We start from the raw sequence: 16,774 nt of genomic DNA on the forward strand, positions 1-16,774 counted from the left end.
CCGGGGGGTGCGGGGGGTCGCCCCCCGAAAAGAACAAAGACCCCGCGAAGGCGGACGGAACCCCGCCGAGCCGCACCACAACAGACCCCGCGTGCGCGAGCCCCGGCGAGCGCACACCGGGGGGTGCGGGGGGTCGCCCCCCGAAAAGAACAAAGACCCCGCGAAGGCGGACGGAGTCCGCCGAGCAGGGTCCTGCCAGTGGAGCTATGGGGATTCGAACCCCAGACCTCCTCCATGCCATGGAGGCGCGCTACCAACTGCGCCATAGCCCCTGGTGTGCCGGGCGGTTCCCCCGCTCGGCCTGGTTCCACTGTACCGGATGTTGGGGGTGCCTTGGCCAGCTGTTCACGTGTGAGGTGACGCTCCTTGTCGGTGAATATCCTGATGTGGTGACCGAATCCAAGCTTGAGATCCAGATGCTCCACGACCGCCTGTTGGTGCGCGCGGTCCCGGACACGAGCGAGCGGCGCAGCAACGCCGGCCTGGTCATCCCGGACACCGTGAAGTTGGCGACGCGGATGGCCTGGGGCGAGGTCTGCGGTGCCGGGACGAGTGTTCGGCACGTCAAGACCGGTGACCGTGTGCTCTTCGACCCGGAGGAGCAGGGTGAGGTGGAGATCAACGGCGAGCGGTACGTGATTCTGCGTGAGCGCGACGTGCACGCCACGGCCAACGAGTCCCCGGACCGGGGCACCGGCCTCTACCTCTGACCTTCCTCCCGAACCGTCCGAACGCCCCGCCGCAGGCGGGGCGTTCGTGTGTTCAACGGTGTTCGGCGCGTGCGCCATGAGGACGCGTGACCGTGGTCGGCCGTGTACCCGCTGCCCATGGCCGTCCGCGCCGAGCGGGTCGCGTCCTCGGCGAGGGACCGGCCCCGGGCCGGGGGCGTCCGCTCCGGGCTCCTGGGGACGACCCGCTCCACCGGGGAGCGGTGCACCGGATACACACCGCCGGGCACGGCGCGAGCACGGGGGTGAAGCCACCCCGGGGTGACTTCCGACACGTGACTCCCGGGTAACATCCATCACGGGGCCGACCGGCGCGAACGGCTCCATACCCCGCGGGCGGTCGCGCTCTCAGGAGGGCACGTCCGCGACGCCCCGACACCTGTGAGGATGCCGTGAGCCATTTCGCCCAGTACCAGGACGGTGTGTACGCCGATGCCACCGAGGGCCGGTTGCCGAGCCTGCCCTACCACCACGAGCAGTTGCGGGACATGGCAGCCGGGCGCTTGGAGCCTGGACCGTTCGGTTACGTGGAGGGCAGTGCTGGGCGTGAACGCACCGCGGACGCCAACGCGGACGCCTTCGCCCGTTACGCCCTGCGCCCGCGCAGTCTGCGTCCCGGTGCGGAGCACTCCGGGGACCTGGGGGTGACGCTTTTCGGACGGCGGTACCCGAGCCCGTTGCTGACCGCCCCGATCGGTGTCCTGGAGCAGGTGCACGAGGAGTCCGAGCTCGCTGTGGCACGGGGGGCGAACCCGGTCGGGGTTCCGGTGGTGCTGTCCACGGCTTCCTCCACCCCGATGGAGGAGGTGGCCGAGGCCGCGGACGAGTGGTGGTACCAGCTGTACTGGCCCAGTGACGACGAGCTCGCGGAGTCCTTCGTGCGCCGGGCCACGGCGGCGGGTGCGAGCGCGATCGTGGTCACCTGTGACACGAAGCGGCTCGGGTGGCGTCCGCAGGACCTGTCGCTGGGGCATCTGCCGTTCCTGCGCAGTCAGGGGACGGCCAACTACTTCTCGGACCCCGAGTTCCGGTCGCGTCTCAAGGCCGACCCGGAGCCGGGCGGTGTGTTCACCGAGGCGGTCTTCCACTTCCTGGGCGCGTTCGCGTCCAAGGCGTTGAGCACCGAGAACATCGCACGGATCCGCCAGTGGACCGACCTTCCGGTACTGGTCAAGGGGGTGGTGCGCGGTGACGAGGCGGCCGACCTGGTCGATGCCGGCGTGGACGGGATCGTGGTGAGCAACCACGGCGGACGCCAGATCGACAACGCTGTGGCGGCGCTGGATGCACTTCCGGAAGTGGTGGATGCGGTCGGTGACCGGGCCACGGTGCTGTTCGACTCGGGTGTGCGTTCGGGCGCGGACGTCGCGGTGGCGATGGCACTGGGTGCGCAGGCGGTACTGCTGGGCCGCCCGTGGGTGTACGGGCTCGCGGTGGAGGGTGCCGCCGGGGTGGAGCACGTCCTCCGGGCCACTCTGGCCGAGCTGCAGATCACCGCCGAACTCATGGGCAAGGACGCCGCGGAGCTGGACGCTTCCGACGTCACTCGTCGGCCCTGATCGGACTCTCGTACCGGGGTCCCACGCCCTCGGTACGCGCGGTCGCGCGGCCCGACCTCGTCGAGCCGCGCGACCGGATGCTGTGTGTGGTCCGGTCCTGCCTCAGCCCTTGACGGCGCCCGAGGTCAGTCCGGCCACGATCCTGCGCTGCAGGAGCAGGGCGAACAGGATCAGCGGGACCGAGACCAGTACCGAGGCGGCCATGACCTGGCCGATGGGGTCCTCGTAACCCACCCGTTCGAAGGTGCCGATGAAGACCGGCACCGTCTGGACGTTGAGGTCGGCCGGGGCGAAGGAGAACGCCAGCAGGAACTCGTTGGTGGCGTAGACGAAGGTGAGGATCGCCGCGGCACCGACACCGGGGGCGGCCAGGGGCGCCACCACACGCCAGAAGGCCTGGAACGGGGTGGCTCCGTCGACCTTGGCCGATTCCTCGATCTCTCTGGGGATCCCGGAGAAGAACGTGGTGAGGATGAAGATGGCCAGCGGCAGGGTCAGCGCCACATAGGGCAGGATCATGCCGGCGTAGGAGTTGAGCAGGTTGACCCCGAGGAACTTGTCCAGTTCCAGGTAGACCTGGTAGAGCGGGTTGACCAGCGCCACCGGCGGGAACAGCGTCGCGACCAGGGTCAGGGCCAGGATCACGAACTTGCCCGCCAGGGGAAGGCGCGCGAGCGCGTACCCGGCCAGGGCCGCGACCGGGATGCAGATGAGCGTGGTCACCGTCGCGACGATCAGCGAGTTGCGCAGCGCGAACTGGAAGCCCAGGTCCACGACCTGCTGGTAGCTGTCGAGGCTGAAGGGGCCGCGCAGGATGTTGGGGTCGGTGAGTGCGTCCGCACCGGTGCGCAGGCTGGTCAGGCCCATCCACAGGAACGGGAACAGGCACCAGACCACGACCACGGCCAGGCCCAGGACCTTGAGTGCGGCCACGGCCCAGGGCGGGGTGCCCTTCGGCGGGCGGCGGGCTGCGGAGGCGGCCGGCCCCGGCGCCCGCACGGCGTGCTCGCTCATGCCCTCTCCTTCCGCGGTGCGGCGTCACCGACCAGCTGTCGGCCCATCCGGCTGATGAAGCCCAGACCCACGAGCATGACGATGGCGAATGTGACGGTGGACAGCGCGTTGGCGTAGCCCAGCTCCGGTTCGGCGACGAGGTAGCGCTGGGCGTAGACCGACAGGGTCGCCAGAGAGTTGGAGTACCCGGCGAAGACGTAGGCGAAGTCGAACATGCGCAGGGCGTCGACGGTGCGGAACAGCAGGGCCACGACGATGGACGGGCGCAGCAGCGGCAGGGTGATGTACCAGAACCGCTGCAGTGCGGTGCAGCCGTCCACACGGGCGGCCTCGTAGTAGTCGCGCGGGATGGTCTGCAGTCCGGCCAGGAGCAGCAGCGCCACGAACGGGGCGGTCTTCCACACGTCAGCGCTGATCATGCCCACCATCGACCAGGCCGGGTCGCGCAGCCAGTTGATCTCGGTTCCCAGGAGTGCGTTCACGAACCCGGGGTTGTGGTCGAACATGTACCGCCATACCTGGGCCGCCACGGCGGTGGGGACGACCCAGGGCACGAGGATGATCGCCCGGGTCAGCCCCCGGCCGACGAAGGCCTGGTGCATGATGAGCGCGAACGCCAGCCCGATGACGAACTCCAGGGACACCGAGGCGACCGTGAAGATCAAGGTGTTGAGGGCGGCGTTGAAGAAACCACCGTCGCTGAGGGCCGTCAGGTAGTTGCCGAGGCCGACGAACTCCTGGTCGAACCCCTTGATCCGGTAGAGGCTCATCCCGATGGCGTAGAGGACCGGGAAGAAGGCGATGAGCGCCATGAAGGCGAACGACGGGGCGAGGAAGACCCGCCCCATCGCCCGCTCCCCCAAGCCGGTACCGCTGCGGGCCGCGGTCGGGGCCTTGTTCGCCGTCATATGCGCGCCTACTCCCCCTCGAGCGCTTCTTCTGCAGCCTGGTCGACGGATTGCAGGGCGGTCTCGGGGTCTTCCTGCCCGAGGAAAGCGGGGTGCAGATTGTCCTGCACGGCCAGGGACAGCGAGTTGTAACCGGGCACCGGCGGGCGGGCCTCGGCGTTGGCGAGGATGTCGCCGAGCATCTGGAAGTCGGGGTCGTCGGCGTCCTCGTAGAGGCTCTGCATGGTGGGCGGCAGGCTGTGGCCGAGCAGGATCTCCTGGGCCTCCTGGTCCGTGGCGGCCCAGGTGACGAACTCACGGGCCAGGTCCTTGTTCTCGCTGAGGGAGCTGACGGCGTTGTTGAGGCCGCCCAGGGCGCTGGTGGTGCCCTCGCCGTCGAAGGTGGGCAACGGGGCGACCTCGAAGTCGTCGGCCACGGCGCTGTCCTCTTCCCCCTCCCCCGCCAGGAGCGGGATGGCGTAGGGCCAGTTACGCATGTAGACGGCCTCGCCGGACTGGAAGAGGGCGCGCGCGTCGTCCTCGACCATGGAGTCGTAGCCCTGGGCGAAGAACCCGGACTCCTGTGCCTCGGTCATGAAGTCGAGAGCGGTCTCGGCGGCGTCGCCTTCCAGGAAGGTGCTGCTCTCCTGGTTGTCGTCGAAGAGCTGTCCGTCAGCGGCCCAGAAGAGCTCGAGGTAAGAGGCGACGAACCCCTCGTACTGGTCGCCCTGGCCCACGAAGGCCTCGATGCCTTCCTCCTCGGCCGCCTCGAGGCCGCTCTCGTGGAGCTCTTCCCAGGTCGAGGGTGGTTCGTCGACGAGGTCGCTGCGGTAGTAGAGGAAGGCGCCGTTGGAGGAGTAGGGCAGTGCGTAGAGCTCCTGCTGCCACTGGGCGCTGTCGACCGCCCCCTCGAGGCTGGTGTCCTCGATCTCGGGGCGCAGGTCCTCCAGGTTCTCGATGTATCCGTAGTCGGCGAACTCGCCGGTCCAGATGACGTCGAGGCCGAGGACGTCGAACTCACCGGCCTGGCTCTGCAGGTCCTGGAACATGGCTTGACGCTGCTCGTCGGCGGTGGGGGCCAGGAAGAAGATGTCGACCTGCTGGTCCGGGTTGTTCTCGTTCCACAGGCGGGCGACGTCCTCGTGGACCTGGCGGTCCGCGCCGGTGACGGCCCACACGAACGCGGGGTCGTCGGCGAGGCCGGCGCTCTCGCCGTCGCCTCCGGACTCCTCCTCGGGTGGTTCGCCGCACGCCGTGGCCATGGTCAGCCCCAGCACGAGGGCCCCGGCCGCCCAGGCACGTGCGGTGTACCCGGTGGGACGTGGTTCTTCGGACATCGCTCTCTACCTCCTCGCCCCCGGCACCGTCGGGCCCGCGGCGTCGCAACGTGTCGTGGCAGTCCCCCGAGGCTGTGTGAGAACGATGTCACCACAGATGTGATCAAGTCAACATTCCCCTCGCCGATCTCGGCGGGAATACGTGTCGGAGAGGACCGGCGACCGACACCACCGCGTGAAAACGTTGCCATGCCACACGTCACACCTCTACCGTGGAGCGCATGCCGAACCGGCCCGCCAGCATGCGCGACGTGGCCCGTCGAGCTGGGGTCTCGCTCTCGACCGTCTCCCGTGTGCTCCGTGGAGCCGCGGGGGTGACCCCGGAGGTACGCGACAAGGTACGGGCCGCCGCGGAGGAGCTCTCCTACGCGGTCTCACGCAACGCCTCCGGCCTGGTGACGGGCCGCACCTGCCGTGTCGCGGTCGTGGTGCCCTCCCTGCGCCCCTGGTACTTCGCGTCGGTGGTCTCCGGGCTCGGCCACGCCCTGCACGAGGCGGGACTGGACATGCTCGTGCACCAGGTCGGCCATCTGGAGGACTGGATCCATACCCTGCCCCTGCGTCACAACAGCGATGCCCTCGTGGCGGTCGCCCTGGAACTGACCGAGGAACAGTGCGCCCACGCCGCGGACATGGCCGGACCTGTGGTCCTGGTCGGCGAGCGCCTGCCCGGCCGGGCGAGTGTGCACATCGACGACCACGCGGGCACCGCGGGCGCCACCCGCCACCTGCTCAATCTCGGCCACGCCCGCATCGCCTACATCGGTTCCCGGACCGACGGGGGCATGAGCCTCAGTTCGACCGCCCGTCTGAACGGGTACCACGAGGCCATGACGGAGGCGGGGCTGGAGCCCTGGACGGTGACCAAGTCCCCCGGGCCCGGATGCGGCGAACTCGCCGTCGGTGAGCTGCTGTCGCACCAGAGCCCGCCCACGGCCGTCCTCGCCGAGAGCGACAACGTCGCCCTGGGCGCCCACCGGGCGCTACGCCGTTCCGGGGTCCCCGTGCCCGGGGCGATCTCCCTCATGGGCTTCGACGACCACGATGTCTCCTCGGCGCTGGACCTGACCACGGTGGACCAGGCCCCGCAGACCCTCGGTAGGGTCACCGGCCATCTGGTCGCCGACCTCGTACAGGGGCGGCGTCCGTCCGACACCTGCGTGGAACTCCCGGTCCAGATCGTCCCTCGCCAATCCACCGCCGCTCCCCGAAAGCGCCGGACGTCCCCTTGAGGAACCCGATCGGAGGGCCCAGATGCACCAATGGTGGCGCAACGCCGTGCTGTACCAGGTCTACCCGCGCAGCTTCACCGACTCCGACGGCGACGGGGTCGGCGACCTCGCCGGCCTCACCGCGCGGCTCGACCACATCGCTGCCCTGGGGGTGCACGGGATCTGGCTCTCGCCGTTCTACCCCTCCCCCTGGGCCGACGGCGGGTACGACGTGTCCGACTTCCGGGACGTGGACCCGTCCCTGGGGACACTGTCGGACTTCGAGGCGATGGTGAGGGCCGCTCACAAGCGCCGACTGAAGGTCATGATCGACATCGTGCCCAACCACACCTCACTCGAGCACCCTTGGTTCCAGGAGGCGTTGGAGGCGGGACCGGGGTCGCCGGAACGGGAGCTGTACGTCTTCCGGGACGGCAAGGGCCCCCGCGGGGAACTGCCCCCGACGAACTGGCGCTCGACCTTCGGCGGGCCGGCGTGGACACGGGTCCCCGACGGGCAGTGGTACCTGCACATGTTCGCGCCCGAACAGCCGGACCTGGACTGGGGCCACCCGCGTGTGCGCGAGGAGTTCCGCGGGATCCTGCGGTTCTGGGCCGACAAGGGTGTGGACGGGTTCCGCATCGACGTCGCCTACGCCATGGCCAAGGACCTGGACGAACCGCTGCGGGACCTGGTCCACGTCGAGGGCGGACGCTTCGAGGACATTCTCGCCAACCCCGACCATCCGTTGCTCGACCGCCCTGAGGTGCACGAGGTGCACCGGGACTGGCGGCGGGTGACCGACTCCTACGATCCGCCACGCGCCATGGTGGGCGAGGTGTGGCTGCCCAGCGAGCGGCGGGTGCTGTACACACGCCCGGACGAGCTGCACCAGGCGTTCAATTTCGACTTCCTGAAGGCACCCTGGGACGCCGACGCCTACCGCCGGGTCATCGATTCCTCCCTCGCCGACGCACACGAGGTCGGGACCGTGCCGACCTGGGTGATCGGCAACCACGACGTGGTGCGGCCGGTGTCGGCGCTGGGGCTGCCCGCCGGTACCGATCTGAAGGCATGGCTGCTCTCCGACGGCCGCGACCCGGAACCCGACCCGGAGCAGGGCCGACGGCGTGCCCGGGCGTTGGTGCTCCTGGAGCTGGCGTTGCCGGGGTCGGCCTACATCTTCCAGGGTGAGGAGCTGGGGCTTCCCGAGGTCGCGGACCTTCCCGCGACGGCCCTGGAGGACCCGCGGTGGGACAACAGCGAACACACCGACAAGGGCCGCGACGGGTGCCGGGTCCCGTTGCCGTGGAGCGCAGAAGGGACTTCGTTCGGGTTCGGACGCAATGGTTCCTGGCTGCCCCAGCCCTCCTGGTGGGGACAGTACTCGGTGGAGGTACAGGCCCGGCAGCGGGGATCGATGCTGCGGCTGTACCAGGCGGCGCTGTCGCTGCGCCCGGACTGCAACGTCGACGGGGAGGTGAAGTGGGACCCCGATCTGAACCGGGGACCACTGCTCGCGTTCTGGCGGGGCGGGTACGTGTTGGTGCTGATCAACACCGGCTCGGTCCCTGTGCCTCTCCCGGAGGGAGAGATCATGGTGTCCAGCGCACCGCTGACCGGCGACGAGTTGCCCGGCGAAGCGGCGGTGTGGCTGCACCGGGAGCCCTGAGGCTCGGGCCATCGTGCAGGAGAACCGGGACGCAGCACTGTACGACCGCCACCCGCGCCCCTCCTGGAGGAACCGGTCCACGATGACGCGGGCCGGTCCCCCGACCGTCCACCGGTGACGGCGCGTTTCCCCTCCGACGATCGGGCACGGACGGACAGGCCCAACCCTGTCCACCGAGGTGGGAGCCGCACGCACGGGTCTTCCGGATGCACGCGGCCCGTACAGGTGATCGTGGGTGCGCGGGGCCCTGCCCGGGGCCGGGGGTGTGGTGCACCAGGAGGGCGCCCATGGACGCCACGGAGAGCATCGTTCGCGCGCCTTACCGGCGGCGTCCGGAGAATTCGATCCAGCAGCGTTCTTGCCCGCGTTCGAGCAGGCCGATCCGCTTGCGGCGACCGACGGCCGGGGTGAGACGGAGTTGCCACGGCCCGGTCATCTTGCGCCATGTGCGGAGGACGGGCGAGGCGCCGGGGCGGTTGTAGAGGATCAAGGTGATGTCCGTGTCTTGCTCAGCCATTTCGAGCGTGGGTTCTGCGGGCCGGAGGAACAACCGCGACTCGTACCCCCGCCGTAGTCTGACCGGCACGGTCGGCGAGAGTTCCCGGTTTCCCACGGCGAGCAACCGCCGTGCTCGCCTCCCGGACACGAGCAAGGCGATCACGCCGAAGACCGAACCGGCCGCTCCCAGGCACAGGCTGAAGACGGACAGGAAAAACCGATCGGTTTCAGGAGACGCGGTATTCACGTGGCCGTTCGGCCCGACCCAGGTTTGGAGGTGCGTCCCCTCTCGTGGTGCGTTTCCGCAACGGGTGTAGTTACCGCGTCCCGGAACCGCATCGTCCACATTCCACACCACATCGACCCGATACTTTTCGGACGCGCGGCAGGAACCGTCGGGACGCACCGATACCACCAGGGCCGTCACCGGTTCGCTCCGGCCACGCAGATGGTCCCAAGCGCCCTTTTCCCACAGAAAGACCATGGGCGGGACAGCCGTGAGCGTTAGCACCACGACCGCGACCGCCAACCACTGCCGCGGGGAACGCCCATTGACCTTCCGCAGAACAGCGCTCTCGTCAGGGAGCAGCATCTTGGCTCCCGTCCATGTCGGCGGAGCACACGGGCTGATCAGCACTGGCAGGTTCCATGGGGCGGCATCCGAACCAAGCGCACGCCGGGGCCCGGGGGTCGCCCCCGAAAAGAACAAAGACCCTGCGAAGGGGCCGCTAGGCCCCGAGCAGGGTCAACGTGGAGCTATGGGGATTCGAACCCCAGACCTCCTCCATGCCATGGAGGCGCGCTACCAACTGCGCCATAGCCCCGTGTCGGGATCGGTGGGCGCCGGCCCGTTCCGACCCCCAAACCATAACGGAATCCGGCGCTGACGTCGAAACGGGAGCTCGGCTCAGGTGTCGTCGCTGAGCACCACCGGCTCGGGGAGGCTGGCAGCGTTGTGTTCCATGAGCCGCCAGGTGTCCCGTCGTCGGGCCAGCATCGACCAGCTGCAGTTGCTGAGCGGGCCGAGGATCTCGCGTTGTTCGTCGGGCACGTCCAACATCCGGGAGATGGCCATCCGCAGTGCCGCCCCGTGGCTCACCACGACGAGCAGTCCACCGGCCGGGGTGCGTTCCAGGGCCCGGTCGACGGCGGCCTGCATACGGTCGCCGACCTCGGCCACGTCCTCCCCGTCGGGGATGTCCATGTTTGCGTGTTCGACGGGCCAGCGCCGGGCGAGTTCGACCCCGGTGAGCCCCTCCCAGGAACCTCCGTACCGTTCCCGCAGGTCCTTGTCGTACTCGACTTCCAGGTCTGCGGCACGGCCGAGGTATCCGGCGGTGTCGGCGGCCCGTTCCAGGTCGGAGGCGACGACGAGGTCGGGGCCGAGCGTGGCGAGCAGGCCGGCGGCCCGCTCGGCCTGTGCGTGCCCGAGACGGTCGAGCCCGATGTCGGTCTGTCCCTGGAAGCGGTTCTCCACGTTCCAAGCGGTACGCCCGTGCCGCCAGAACAGCACTCGAGGGGTCTCACTCACGAGGTGCCTCTTCTTCTTGTCCGCGGTTCAGGCTTCGTCGAGCGGGGTGCGTTCGGCGCCACGTGCCCCAGCGGGCAGCTCGATCTCGGGGCAGTCCTTCCAGAGGCGCTCGAGTCCGTAGTAGCCTCGCTCTTCCTCGTGCTGGATGTGCACGACGATGTCGGCGTAGTCCAGCAGGACCCAACGCCCGTCGCGCTCGCCTTCGCGGCGCACCGGCTTGGCACCGGACTGCTCCCGCAGCTGCTCCTCGACCTCGTCCACGACCGACCGCACCTGGCGGTCGTTGGGCGCCGAGCAGAGCACGAAGGCGTCGGTGATGATGAGTTGGTCGCTGACGTCGTAGGCGACGATCTCCTGGGCGAGCTTGTCGGAGGCGGCCACTGCGGCGACCTCGACCAACTCCAGTGCCCTGTCGGTGGCTGTCACGTTGTGTTTACTGCCTTTCAGGTCTCTAGGTAGAGCCCGGTCTTGTTGATGTAGCGGACGATCCCCTCGGGAACGAGATACCAGATGGGTTCGCCCTTGCGGACACGTTCGCGGCATTCGCTGGAGGAGATCGAGAGGGCGGGGACCTCGACCAGCGAGACCTTGCCCTCGGGCAATCCGGAGTCGCTGAGGTGGTGACCGGGCCGGTTACAGCCTACGAAATGCGCGAGGTGGAAGAGTTCATCGACGTTGTGCCAGCTCAGGATGGCACCGAGCGCGTCGGCGCCGGTGATGAAGTACAGGTCGACGTCGGGCCCGTAGGAGGCCCGGAGCTCGCGCAGGGTGTCCAGAGTATAGGTGGGCCCTTCGCGGTCGATCTCGATGCGGTCCACCCTGAACTGGGGGTTCTCCGCGGTCGCGATGACCGTCATGAGGTAGCGGTCCTCCGAGGGGGTCACCTTGGCGAGGTCCTTCTGCCAGGGCTGTCCGGTCGGGACGAAGACGACTTCGTCGAGCCCGTACAGGTGGGCGACCTCACTGGCCGCCACGAGGTGGCCGTGGTGGATGGGGTCGAAGGTTCCACCCATGATGCCGACCTTGGACGGTGAGGCACCGCCCCGCCGTGCGGGGGAGCTCCCTCCCTGGGACCCGCCTTTCGATACGTGCACCACTGTGCGCTCCGTTTCGCCGTGGACGTGGCCGTTACCGGTTTCGGCCAACCGAGACTAGTCGACGTGCCGACCACCGCAACGATGCACTCCCTCGTTTTCCCACCCCTGCGTGGTCCAACGACCCTCGGCGGCCCACTCTTCCCGGAGCCCCTCCCGAGAACCTCGCACAAACACGTCATATCTCGTTGCTCGGAACCATGGCCAAGCCCCGGCGCCACGCATAACATGCCGTTATGGCAAACACACCGGACCGCGTACGTGTCCGACTCCCCGATCTGTCCTCACGCGCCTACGAGCACCCCGCGGACCGCGGTGCCCTGGTTGCTCTGCGTTCGCTGAGCGGCTTCGACACCTTGGTCAAGAGCCTGTTCGGCCGGGTCAGTGAGCGCCAGCTGCGCCTGCTCTACCTCGCCAACTCCGTGCGGGTGGGACCCACCCAGTTCCCCGAGCTCAACGACTACCTGCGCGACGCCGCCTATGTCCTGGACCTCGAGGAGGTTCCGGAACTCTATGTCAAGATGGACCCGGTTCCCAAGGCGATGGCGATCGGCCGCAAGCGGCCGTTCATCGTGATGTCGACGGGCCTGTTCGACCTTCTCGACGCCGAGGAGAAGCGCTTCGTCATCGGTCACGAGGTCGGCCACATCCTCAGCGGCCACGCGATCTACCGCACGCTCCTGCTGCTCCTGGTGTGGATCGCGCAGAAGATCATGTGGATCCCGCTGGGCGCGCTGGCGATCCAGGCGATCCTGATGGCGCTCAAGGAGTGGCACCGCAAGTCGGAACTGTCCGCCGACCGCGCGGGCCTGCTGGCCTGCCAGGAGCAGGACGCCGCCAAGCGTGCGCTCATGAAGCTGGCCGGGGGCTCCAACCTGTCGGAGATGAACCCCGACGCTTTCATGGAGCAGGCCCGCGAGTACGACGAGGGCGGCGACGCGGTCGACAGCGTCCTCAAGCTCATGTCCACCGTGCCCGCCAGCCACCCCTTCGCGGTCGTGCGCGTGGCCGAGGTGCAGCGTTGGATCGACAGCGGCGAGTACCAGAGCATCCTGGACGGGCGGTACCCGCGGCGCAACCAGGACTCCGAATCCGACATCAGCCGCGAAGCAGGCCAAGCCGCGGACTCCTACCGCGATGACTGGAACCGCACCAAGGACCCGTTGGTGAGCGTGGTGCGCGACGTCGCGGGCGGCGCGGCAGGGGCCGGCGGCCGTATCTTCGACTCGGTCGCCGAGCGTTGGCGCGGCGGCCGCCAGAACGGCAACGGGGAGCAGAACGGCAACAGCGGCAACGACCGGGACTGAGACCGTTGCTCCGGGCCCGGCCCCCGCCCGGTGGCGCTCCCGTCCCCGCAGCGGCTCTCTCCGTGCCGCTGAAGCCGAGGACGGCGGTGGCTGCGGGCATCCGCAGGCCTCGTCCGGCGAGGACGTGCACGGGTCCGGCCACGAGGATGCCGTTGCAGCAGAACACGGCCCCGCTCCGGGTACCGGGGCCGAAGAGGGGCGGACCGTGGCGCGTGCACGGCCGTGCCGTGCGCCGGGGGCGATACTGCGGTCGCCGGTGCCGACGGGTGGACAGGGGCCGGGGCGCGTGCTCTGGTCCCGATGGCGTCGGGTTCTCCACGTTGTGAAGAGCAAGGCACCGTCACGGTCCCCGTCGCGGCGATACCGCCCCTCCCCTTGCCGTACGGAGGAACCCGTGCGAAGTCGACCGTTCCCCCGAAGCGACGACCCTGCCTCCGGCCCCTGACCGCCCTCCTGGTGGGAGCGTTCCTGTCCCCGACCCGGCCGTTGCCCCGAGCTTGCCGAACGACCTACCGACACAGCTGAGGCCGAACCACCCATGATCACCCCTTGGACCCACGAGGTCGGCCCCGGCAACGCCCCGCCCGAGTACCCGCGCCCGCAGATGGTGCGCGAGGACTGGCTCAATCTCAACGGCACGTGGCGGTTCGTGCCCGGGCCGTCCGACGACCGGTGCTGTGCGCCGGAGTCGGTGGAGCGGCCCGGCCACTACCTGCGCCACCACGAGTCGCGGGTGTCGGAGGCGGAGAACGACGGTTCCGACCTGTTCGCCGAGGACGCCACCTGGTGCGGTGTCCCCGGCCAGGGCGGTTACGGTGTCTCCCTGCGTTCCTACACCTGTCCCGACAAGTTCCTGCGCCACTACGGCAGCGAACTCCGGTTGGCCGGTATGGACGGCACGAACGTCCCTCACGACACCGCGAGAGCTGTCCGGAGGATGTGACCTGGACGCTTGAGACCTCCTGGGACGCCTGATCGCGGTGCCCGGGCCGCGATGCGGCTCTCGTCCTCCCGGTGCCCGGGCCGGCGGGGCCGCAGGCACCTTCCCCGTGGGAAGGGAACGGGGCCCGCACACGTGTCGCCGCCGTGCACCCTGGATGCACGGCGGCGACACGCACGACCGGGGCAGTACCCCGGCTCGGTCCCGGGACGGAACCCGGTAGAACCCGCCGGAGGTCGTTCCGACCACCGGGTCAGAAGGCGGGGCCGGCCTCCATGGCCTCTTCCACGGTCTCGGAGCGCTTCTCCTCGACCTCCTCGGCCAAGCCCTGCTCGTGCTCCTCGAACTCGTCGGCGACCTCGGCGTCGAAGGTGCTCAGGGCAACCTCCTGCGTGTCGATGTCACCGCGCACGCGGTTGTTGTCGCCGATCTCGGCGGTCGGGGAGTTGTCGGCGGTGACGAGGGATCCACCGACGATGTTGTTGTCGATGTAGGCACCACCGGAGTTCCCGGTGACCTTCAGGTCGCCGTCGACGTAGTTGACCGAGGCGCAGAAACCGTCCTGTTCCCCGGCGCCGACGGCCACGGGGCCCGCACCTCCGGTGTAGGCGACCGAACCGATGACCTCGCTGTCACAGAGGACGCCGCCGCTCTCGGAGCCGGTCACCGACAGGTCCCCGCGCAGGACGGAGTCGACGACGTCGGCGTACTCCACACCGGTGGCGGCCAGACCGTCGCTGATGTTGGAACCGACGACGTAGACGCCGCCGGCCTCGGAGTCGACGGAGCTCACGGCGGAGTCGACCACATAGACGAACCCGTCGTCGAAGCCCTCCGCGGAGGTCGCGGTGACGCCCGCTCCGTCGGATCCCTCCAGGTGGGTCCCGTAAGCTCCGGTGTTCGTGACGTCGCCATCGATACTCGAGTCGGCGGAGTCGAGGTAACCGTCGGCCTCGACGGTCACCTCACCCTCGATCTCGCCCTCGATGATGTGCAGGTTCGCACCCTCACCGACGGTGACGTCGCCCTGGACGACGGTGCCGTCCAGGTAGCAGCTGGCACCGGCGGGGACGGCGAGCGGGGTGGGCAGGGTCACGTCACCGCCGTGGCCTTCGCAATGGGTGACGAGGTCGGCCTGGGCAGGTGTGGCCATGAGCGCGAGGCCGCCTACGGCCAAGGCAGCCGTGGCAGAGGCCGCTACCGTACTCCGAAGCTTCATACGGGGGGATTCCTTTCGTCGTGACCGTGCTGCGTGTGCTTCTCCCACGGGCCCGGGGCCCGGGAAGAGACACGCACCACAGCGAAAGTACCGAGTCCGCTCCGGTTTGGGAATACAGGTTGTCCGAACTTTCACTTCCGTCCAGGTGTCCGGCGGGCGAACGGCTCGGACGTCCGGCACGGGTCGGACCTGCTCCGCCTCCCGGGCGCCCCACACCGCACGGGGCGCCCGGCCGGTATCAGCGCAGGTGGCCTTCCCCGGTGACGACGTACTTGGTGGAGGTCAGTTCCGGCAGCCCCATGGGTCCGCGGGCGTGCAGTTTCTGGGTGGAGATGCCGATCTCCGCGCCGAAACCGAACTCTCCCCCGTCGGTGAACCGGGTGGAGGCGTTGACCATGACCGCCGCGGAGTCGACCCGGGCGACGAAGTACCGGGAGGCCTCGAGCGAGTCGGTGACGATCGCCTCGGTGTGCTGGGTGGAGTGCTTGCGGATGTGGGCGAGCGCGGCGTCGATGTCGGGCACCACCCGTACCGCCAGGTCCAGGGAGAGGTACTCGGTGGACCAGTCCTCCTCGGTGGCGGGCACGACCTCGACCGGGGTCCCGGCGGCCGCGGCGGCCACCTTCTCGTCGCCGTGCACGGTGACCCCCTCCCCGGCCAGGTCCTGTAGGACCCGGGGCAGGAAGGCATCGGCGACGTCCTGGTGCACCAGGAGGGTCTCGGTGCTGTTGCAGACCGAGCAGCGCTGCACCTTGGCGTTGGTCGCGATCGCCACGGCCTTGTCCAGGTCGGCGTCGGCGTCGACGTAGACGTGGCACAAGCCCTCGCCGGTCTCGATGACCGGGACGGTGGAATCGCGCACGACGGCCTGGATGAGGGAGGAACCTCCGCGCGGGATGAGCACGTCGACCAGGCCGCGGGCCCGCATGAGCGCCGCCGAGGACTCGCGGCCGCGCCCGGGCACCATCTGCACGGCGTCGGCGGGGACCCCGGTGTCGGCCAGGGCGTCGCGCAGCACCTGCACGATGACGGTGTTGGAGTCGTAGGCCGAGGAGGAGCCGCGCAGCAGCGAGGCGTTACCGCTCTTGAGGCAGAGCGCGGCGGCGTCGACGGTGACATTGGGACGGCCCTCGTAGATGATGCCGATGACACCGAGCGGCACGCGGATCTGACGCAGGTCGAGCCCGTTGGGCAGCACACCGCCGCGTACCGACTCCCCCACAGGGTCGGGCAGGTCGGCGACGGCGCGCACGGCGTCGGCGATCTGCCCGATGCGTTCGGGGGTGAGCGTGAGCCGGTCGATCATCGAGGGGGAAGTCCCCTCGGACCGGGCCCGCTCGACGTCGCGGGTGTTGGCCTCGGTGATCTCGTCGGCCCGCTTGACCAGGGCGTCGGCGAGGGCGTGCAGCGCCGCGTCCTTCACGCCCCGGCTGAGCGGGGCCAGGTCGGCCGCGGCGTCCTGGGCACGTTCGGCGACCGCGCGGACCTCGCGCTCGGTGTCAGTCATGGCGTTCTCTCTCGTCGAAGATCGCCCCGCCTCGGGCTCCCTGCAGCGTCGGAGGGCCTACGGGGTCGGATGTCCTTCCACTTTATGCGGTCGAAGGTTTCGGTGGAGAGTTGTCCACAGCACCTTCCTGTCGGCCTTCCGCGTTCCCCTCCCGACCGGCGCGGAAGATCCCCGAACCCCGTTCGGTCCCGAAGACGCTCGCCACCGTAGGGTCGATGGGCACGACCGGTCCTCTCCTTCGACGGCCGGTCGCCCCCACGGCACCGCATG

The 16,774-nt window shown here is 69.3% G+C and carries 15 protein-coding genes and 2 tRNA genes; 6 read left to right on the top strand and 11 right to left on the bottom strand.

Annotated features, from left to right (window positions below; genetic code table 11):
• Nucleotides 1-199: 199 nt before the first annotated feature.
• A tRNA-Ala gene (locus tag D456_RS0119940) sits at nt 200-272 on the bottom strand.
• A gap of 144 nt (nt 273-416) precedes the next feature.
• Between D456_RS0119940 and D456_RS0119945 the strand changes: the two genes are divergently transcribed.
• Both D456_RS0119945 and D456_RS0119950 read left to right on the top strand, forming a co-directional pair.
• Nucleotides 417-710, top strand: a complete 294-nt coding sequence (locus D456_RS0119945) for a GroES family chaperonin (RefSeq protein WP_026116047.1) — start codon at nt 417-419, stop codon at nt 708-710.
• Nucleotides 711-1,120: 410 nt separating this feature from the next.
• On the top strand, nt 1,121-2,287 hold the full coding sequence (locus tag D456_RS0119950; RefSeq protein WP_017577948.1) for an alpha-hydroxy-acid oxidizing protein: 1,167 nt from the start codon (nt 1,121-1,123) through the stop codon (nt 2,285-2,287).
• A 102-nt stretch (nt 2,288-2,389) separates the two neighbouring features.
• On the opposite strand, the gene D456_RS0119955 is transcribed toward D456_RS0119950, so the two are convergent.
• The 3 genes from D456_RS0119955 to D456_RS0119965 form a co-directional block, all read right to left on the bottom strand.
• Nucleotides 2,390-3,301, bottom strand: coding sequence for a carbohydrate ABC transporter permease (locus D456_RS0119955; protein ID WP_017577949.1), 912 nt, complete (start codon nt 3,299-3,301; stop codon nt 2,390-2,392).
• Entirely contained in the window at nt 3,298-4,149 is an 852-nt protein-coding gene (locus D456_RS0119960; protein WP_026116048.1) for a carbohydrate ABC transporter permease, read from the bottom strand. The genes D456_RS0119955 and D456_RS0119960 overlap by 4 nt, the downstream gene beginning before the upstream one ends.
• A gap of 68 nt (nt 4,150-4,217) precedes the next feature.
• Nucleotides 4,218-5,525 carry an ABC transporter substrate-binding protein gene (locus D456_RS0119965; protein ID WP_017577951.1) on the bottom strand — a complete coding sequence of 436 codons (1,308 nt, stop codon included), beginning with the start codon at nt 5,523-5,525 and terminating at the stop codon, nt 4,218-4,220.
• 221 nt (nt 5,526-5,746) lie between these two features.
• On the opposite strand from D456_RS0119965, the gene D456_RS0119970 reads away from it, so the two are divergent.
• The gene (locus tag D456_RS0119970; RefSeq protein ID WP_017577952.1) at nt 5,747-6,757 is read left to right on the top strand and encodes a LacI family DNA-binding transcriptional regulator; all 1,011 of its coding nucleotides are present in this window, start codon (nt 5,747-5,749) and stop codon (nt 6,755-6,757) included.
• 22 nt (nt 6,758-6,779) lie between these two features.
• Entirely contained in the window at nt 6,780-8,408 is a 1,629-nt protein-coding gene (locus D456_RS0119975) for a glycoside hydrolase family 13 protein (protein ID WP_017577953.1), read from the top strand.
• A gap of 319 nt (nt 8,409-8,727) precedes the next feature.
• Here D456_RS0119975 and D456_RS26695 read toward each other — a convergent pair whose 3' ends face one another.
• The 5 genes from D456_RS26695 to nadD form a co-directional block, all read right to left on the bottom strand.
• On the bottom strand, nt 8,728-9,498 hold the full coding sequence (locus tag D456_RS26695; protein ID WP_152442629.1) for a hypothetical protein: 771 nt from the start codon (nt 9,496-9,498) through the stop codon (nt 8,728-8,730).
• A 159-nt stretch (nt 9,499-9,657) separates the two neighbouring features.
• A tRNA-Ala gene (locus D456_RS0119985) sits at nt 9,658-9,730 on the bottom strand.
• A gap of 83 nt (nt 9,731-9,813) precedes the next feature.
• Complete coding sequence (locus D456_RS0119990; RefSeq protein WP_026116050.1) at nt 9,814-10,437, bottom strand: histidine phosphatase family protein; 624 nt, start codon at nt 10,435-10,437, stop codon at nt 9,814-9,816.
• Between the two features lie 27 nt (nt 10,438-10,464).
• On the bottom strand, nt 10,465-10,863 hold the full coding sequence (gene rsfS, locus D456_RS0119995) for a ribosome silencing factor (protein ID WP_017577956.1): 399 nt from the start codon (nt 10,861-10,863) through the stop codon (nt 10,465-10,467).
• A 17-nt stretch (nt 10,864-10,880) separates the two neighbouring features.
• Nucleotides 10,881-11,534, bottom strand: a complete 654-nt coding sequence (gene nadD / locus D456_RS0120000) for a nicotinate-nucleotide adenylyltransferase (RefSeq protein WP_272980401.1) — start codon at nt 11,532-11,534, stop codon at nt 10,881-10,883.
• A gap of 233 nt (nt 11,535-11,767) precedes the next feature.
• On the opposite strand from nadD, the gene D456_RS0120005 reads away from it, so the two are divergent.
• Together D456_RS0120005 and D456_RS0120010 are read left to right on the top strand one after the other, a co-directional pair.
• On the top strand, nt 11,768-12,838 hold the full coding sequence (locus tag D456_RS0120005) for a M48 family metallopeptidase (protein WP_017577958.1): 1,071 nt from the start codon (nt 11,768-11,770) through the stop codon (nt 12,836-12,838).
• 538 nt (nt 12,839-13,376) lie between these two features.
• Nucleotides 13,377-13,781, top strand: coding sequence for an AbfB domain-containing protein (locus D456_RS0120010; protein WP_017577959.1), 405 nt, complete (start codon nt 13,377-13,379; stop codon nt 13,779-13,781).
• Between the two features lie 250 nt (nt 13,782-14,031).
• On the opposite strand, the gene D456_RS0120015 is transcribed toward D456_RS0120010, so the two are convergent.
• Both D456_RS0120015 and D456_RS0120020 read right to left on the bottom strand, forming a co-directional pair.
• A complete protein-coding gene (locus D456_RS0120015; protein ID WP_026116051.1) occupies nt 14,032-14,997 on the bottom strand; it encodes a hypothetical protein in 966 nt (321 codons plus the stop codon).
• Nucleotides 14,998-15,235: 238 nt separating this feature from the next.
• Nucleotides 15,236-16,504, bottom strand: a complete 1,269-nt coding sequence (locus tag D456_RS0120020; protein ID WP_017577961.1) for a glutamate-5-semialdehyde dehydrogenase — start codon at nt 16,502-16,504, stop codon at nt 15,236-15,238.
• Nucleotides 16,505-16,774 lie beyond the last annotated feature (270 nt).

Source organism: Nocardiopsis kunsanensis DSM 44524, from assembly GCF_000340965.1.
Classification (GTDB): domain Bacteria; phylum Actinomycetota; class Actinomycetes; order Streptosporangiales; family Streptosporangiaceae; genus Nocardiopsis; species Nocardiopsis kunsanensis.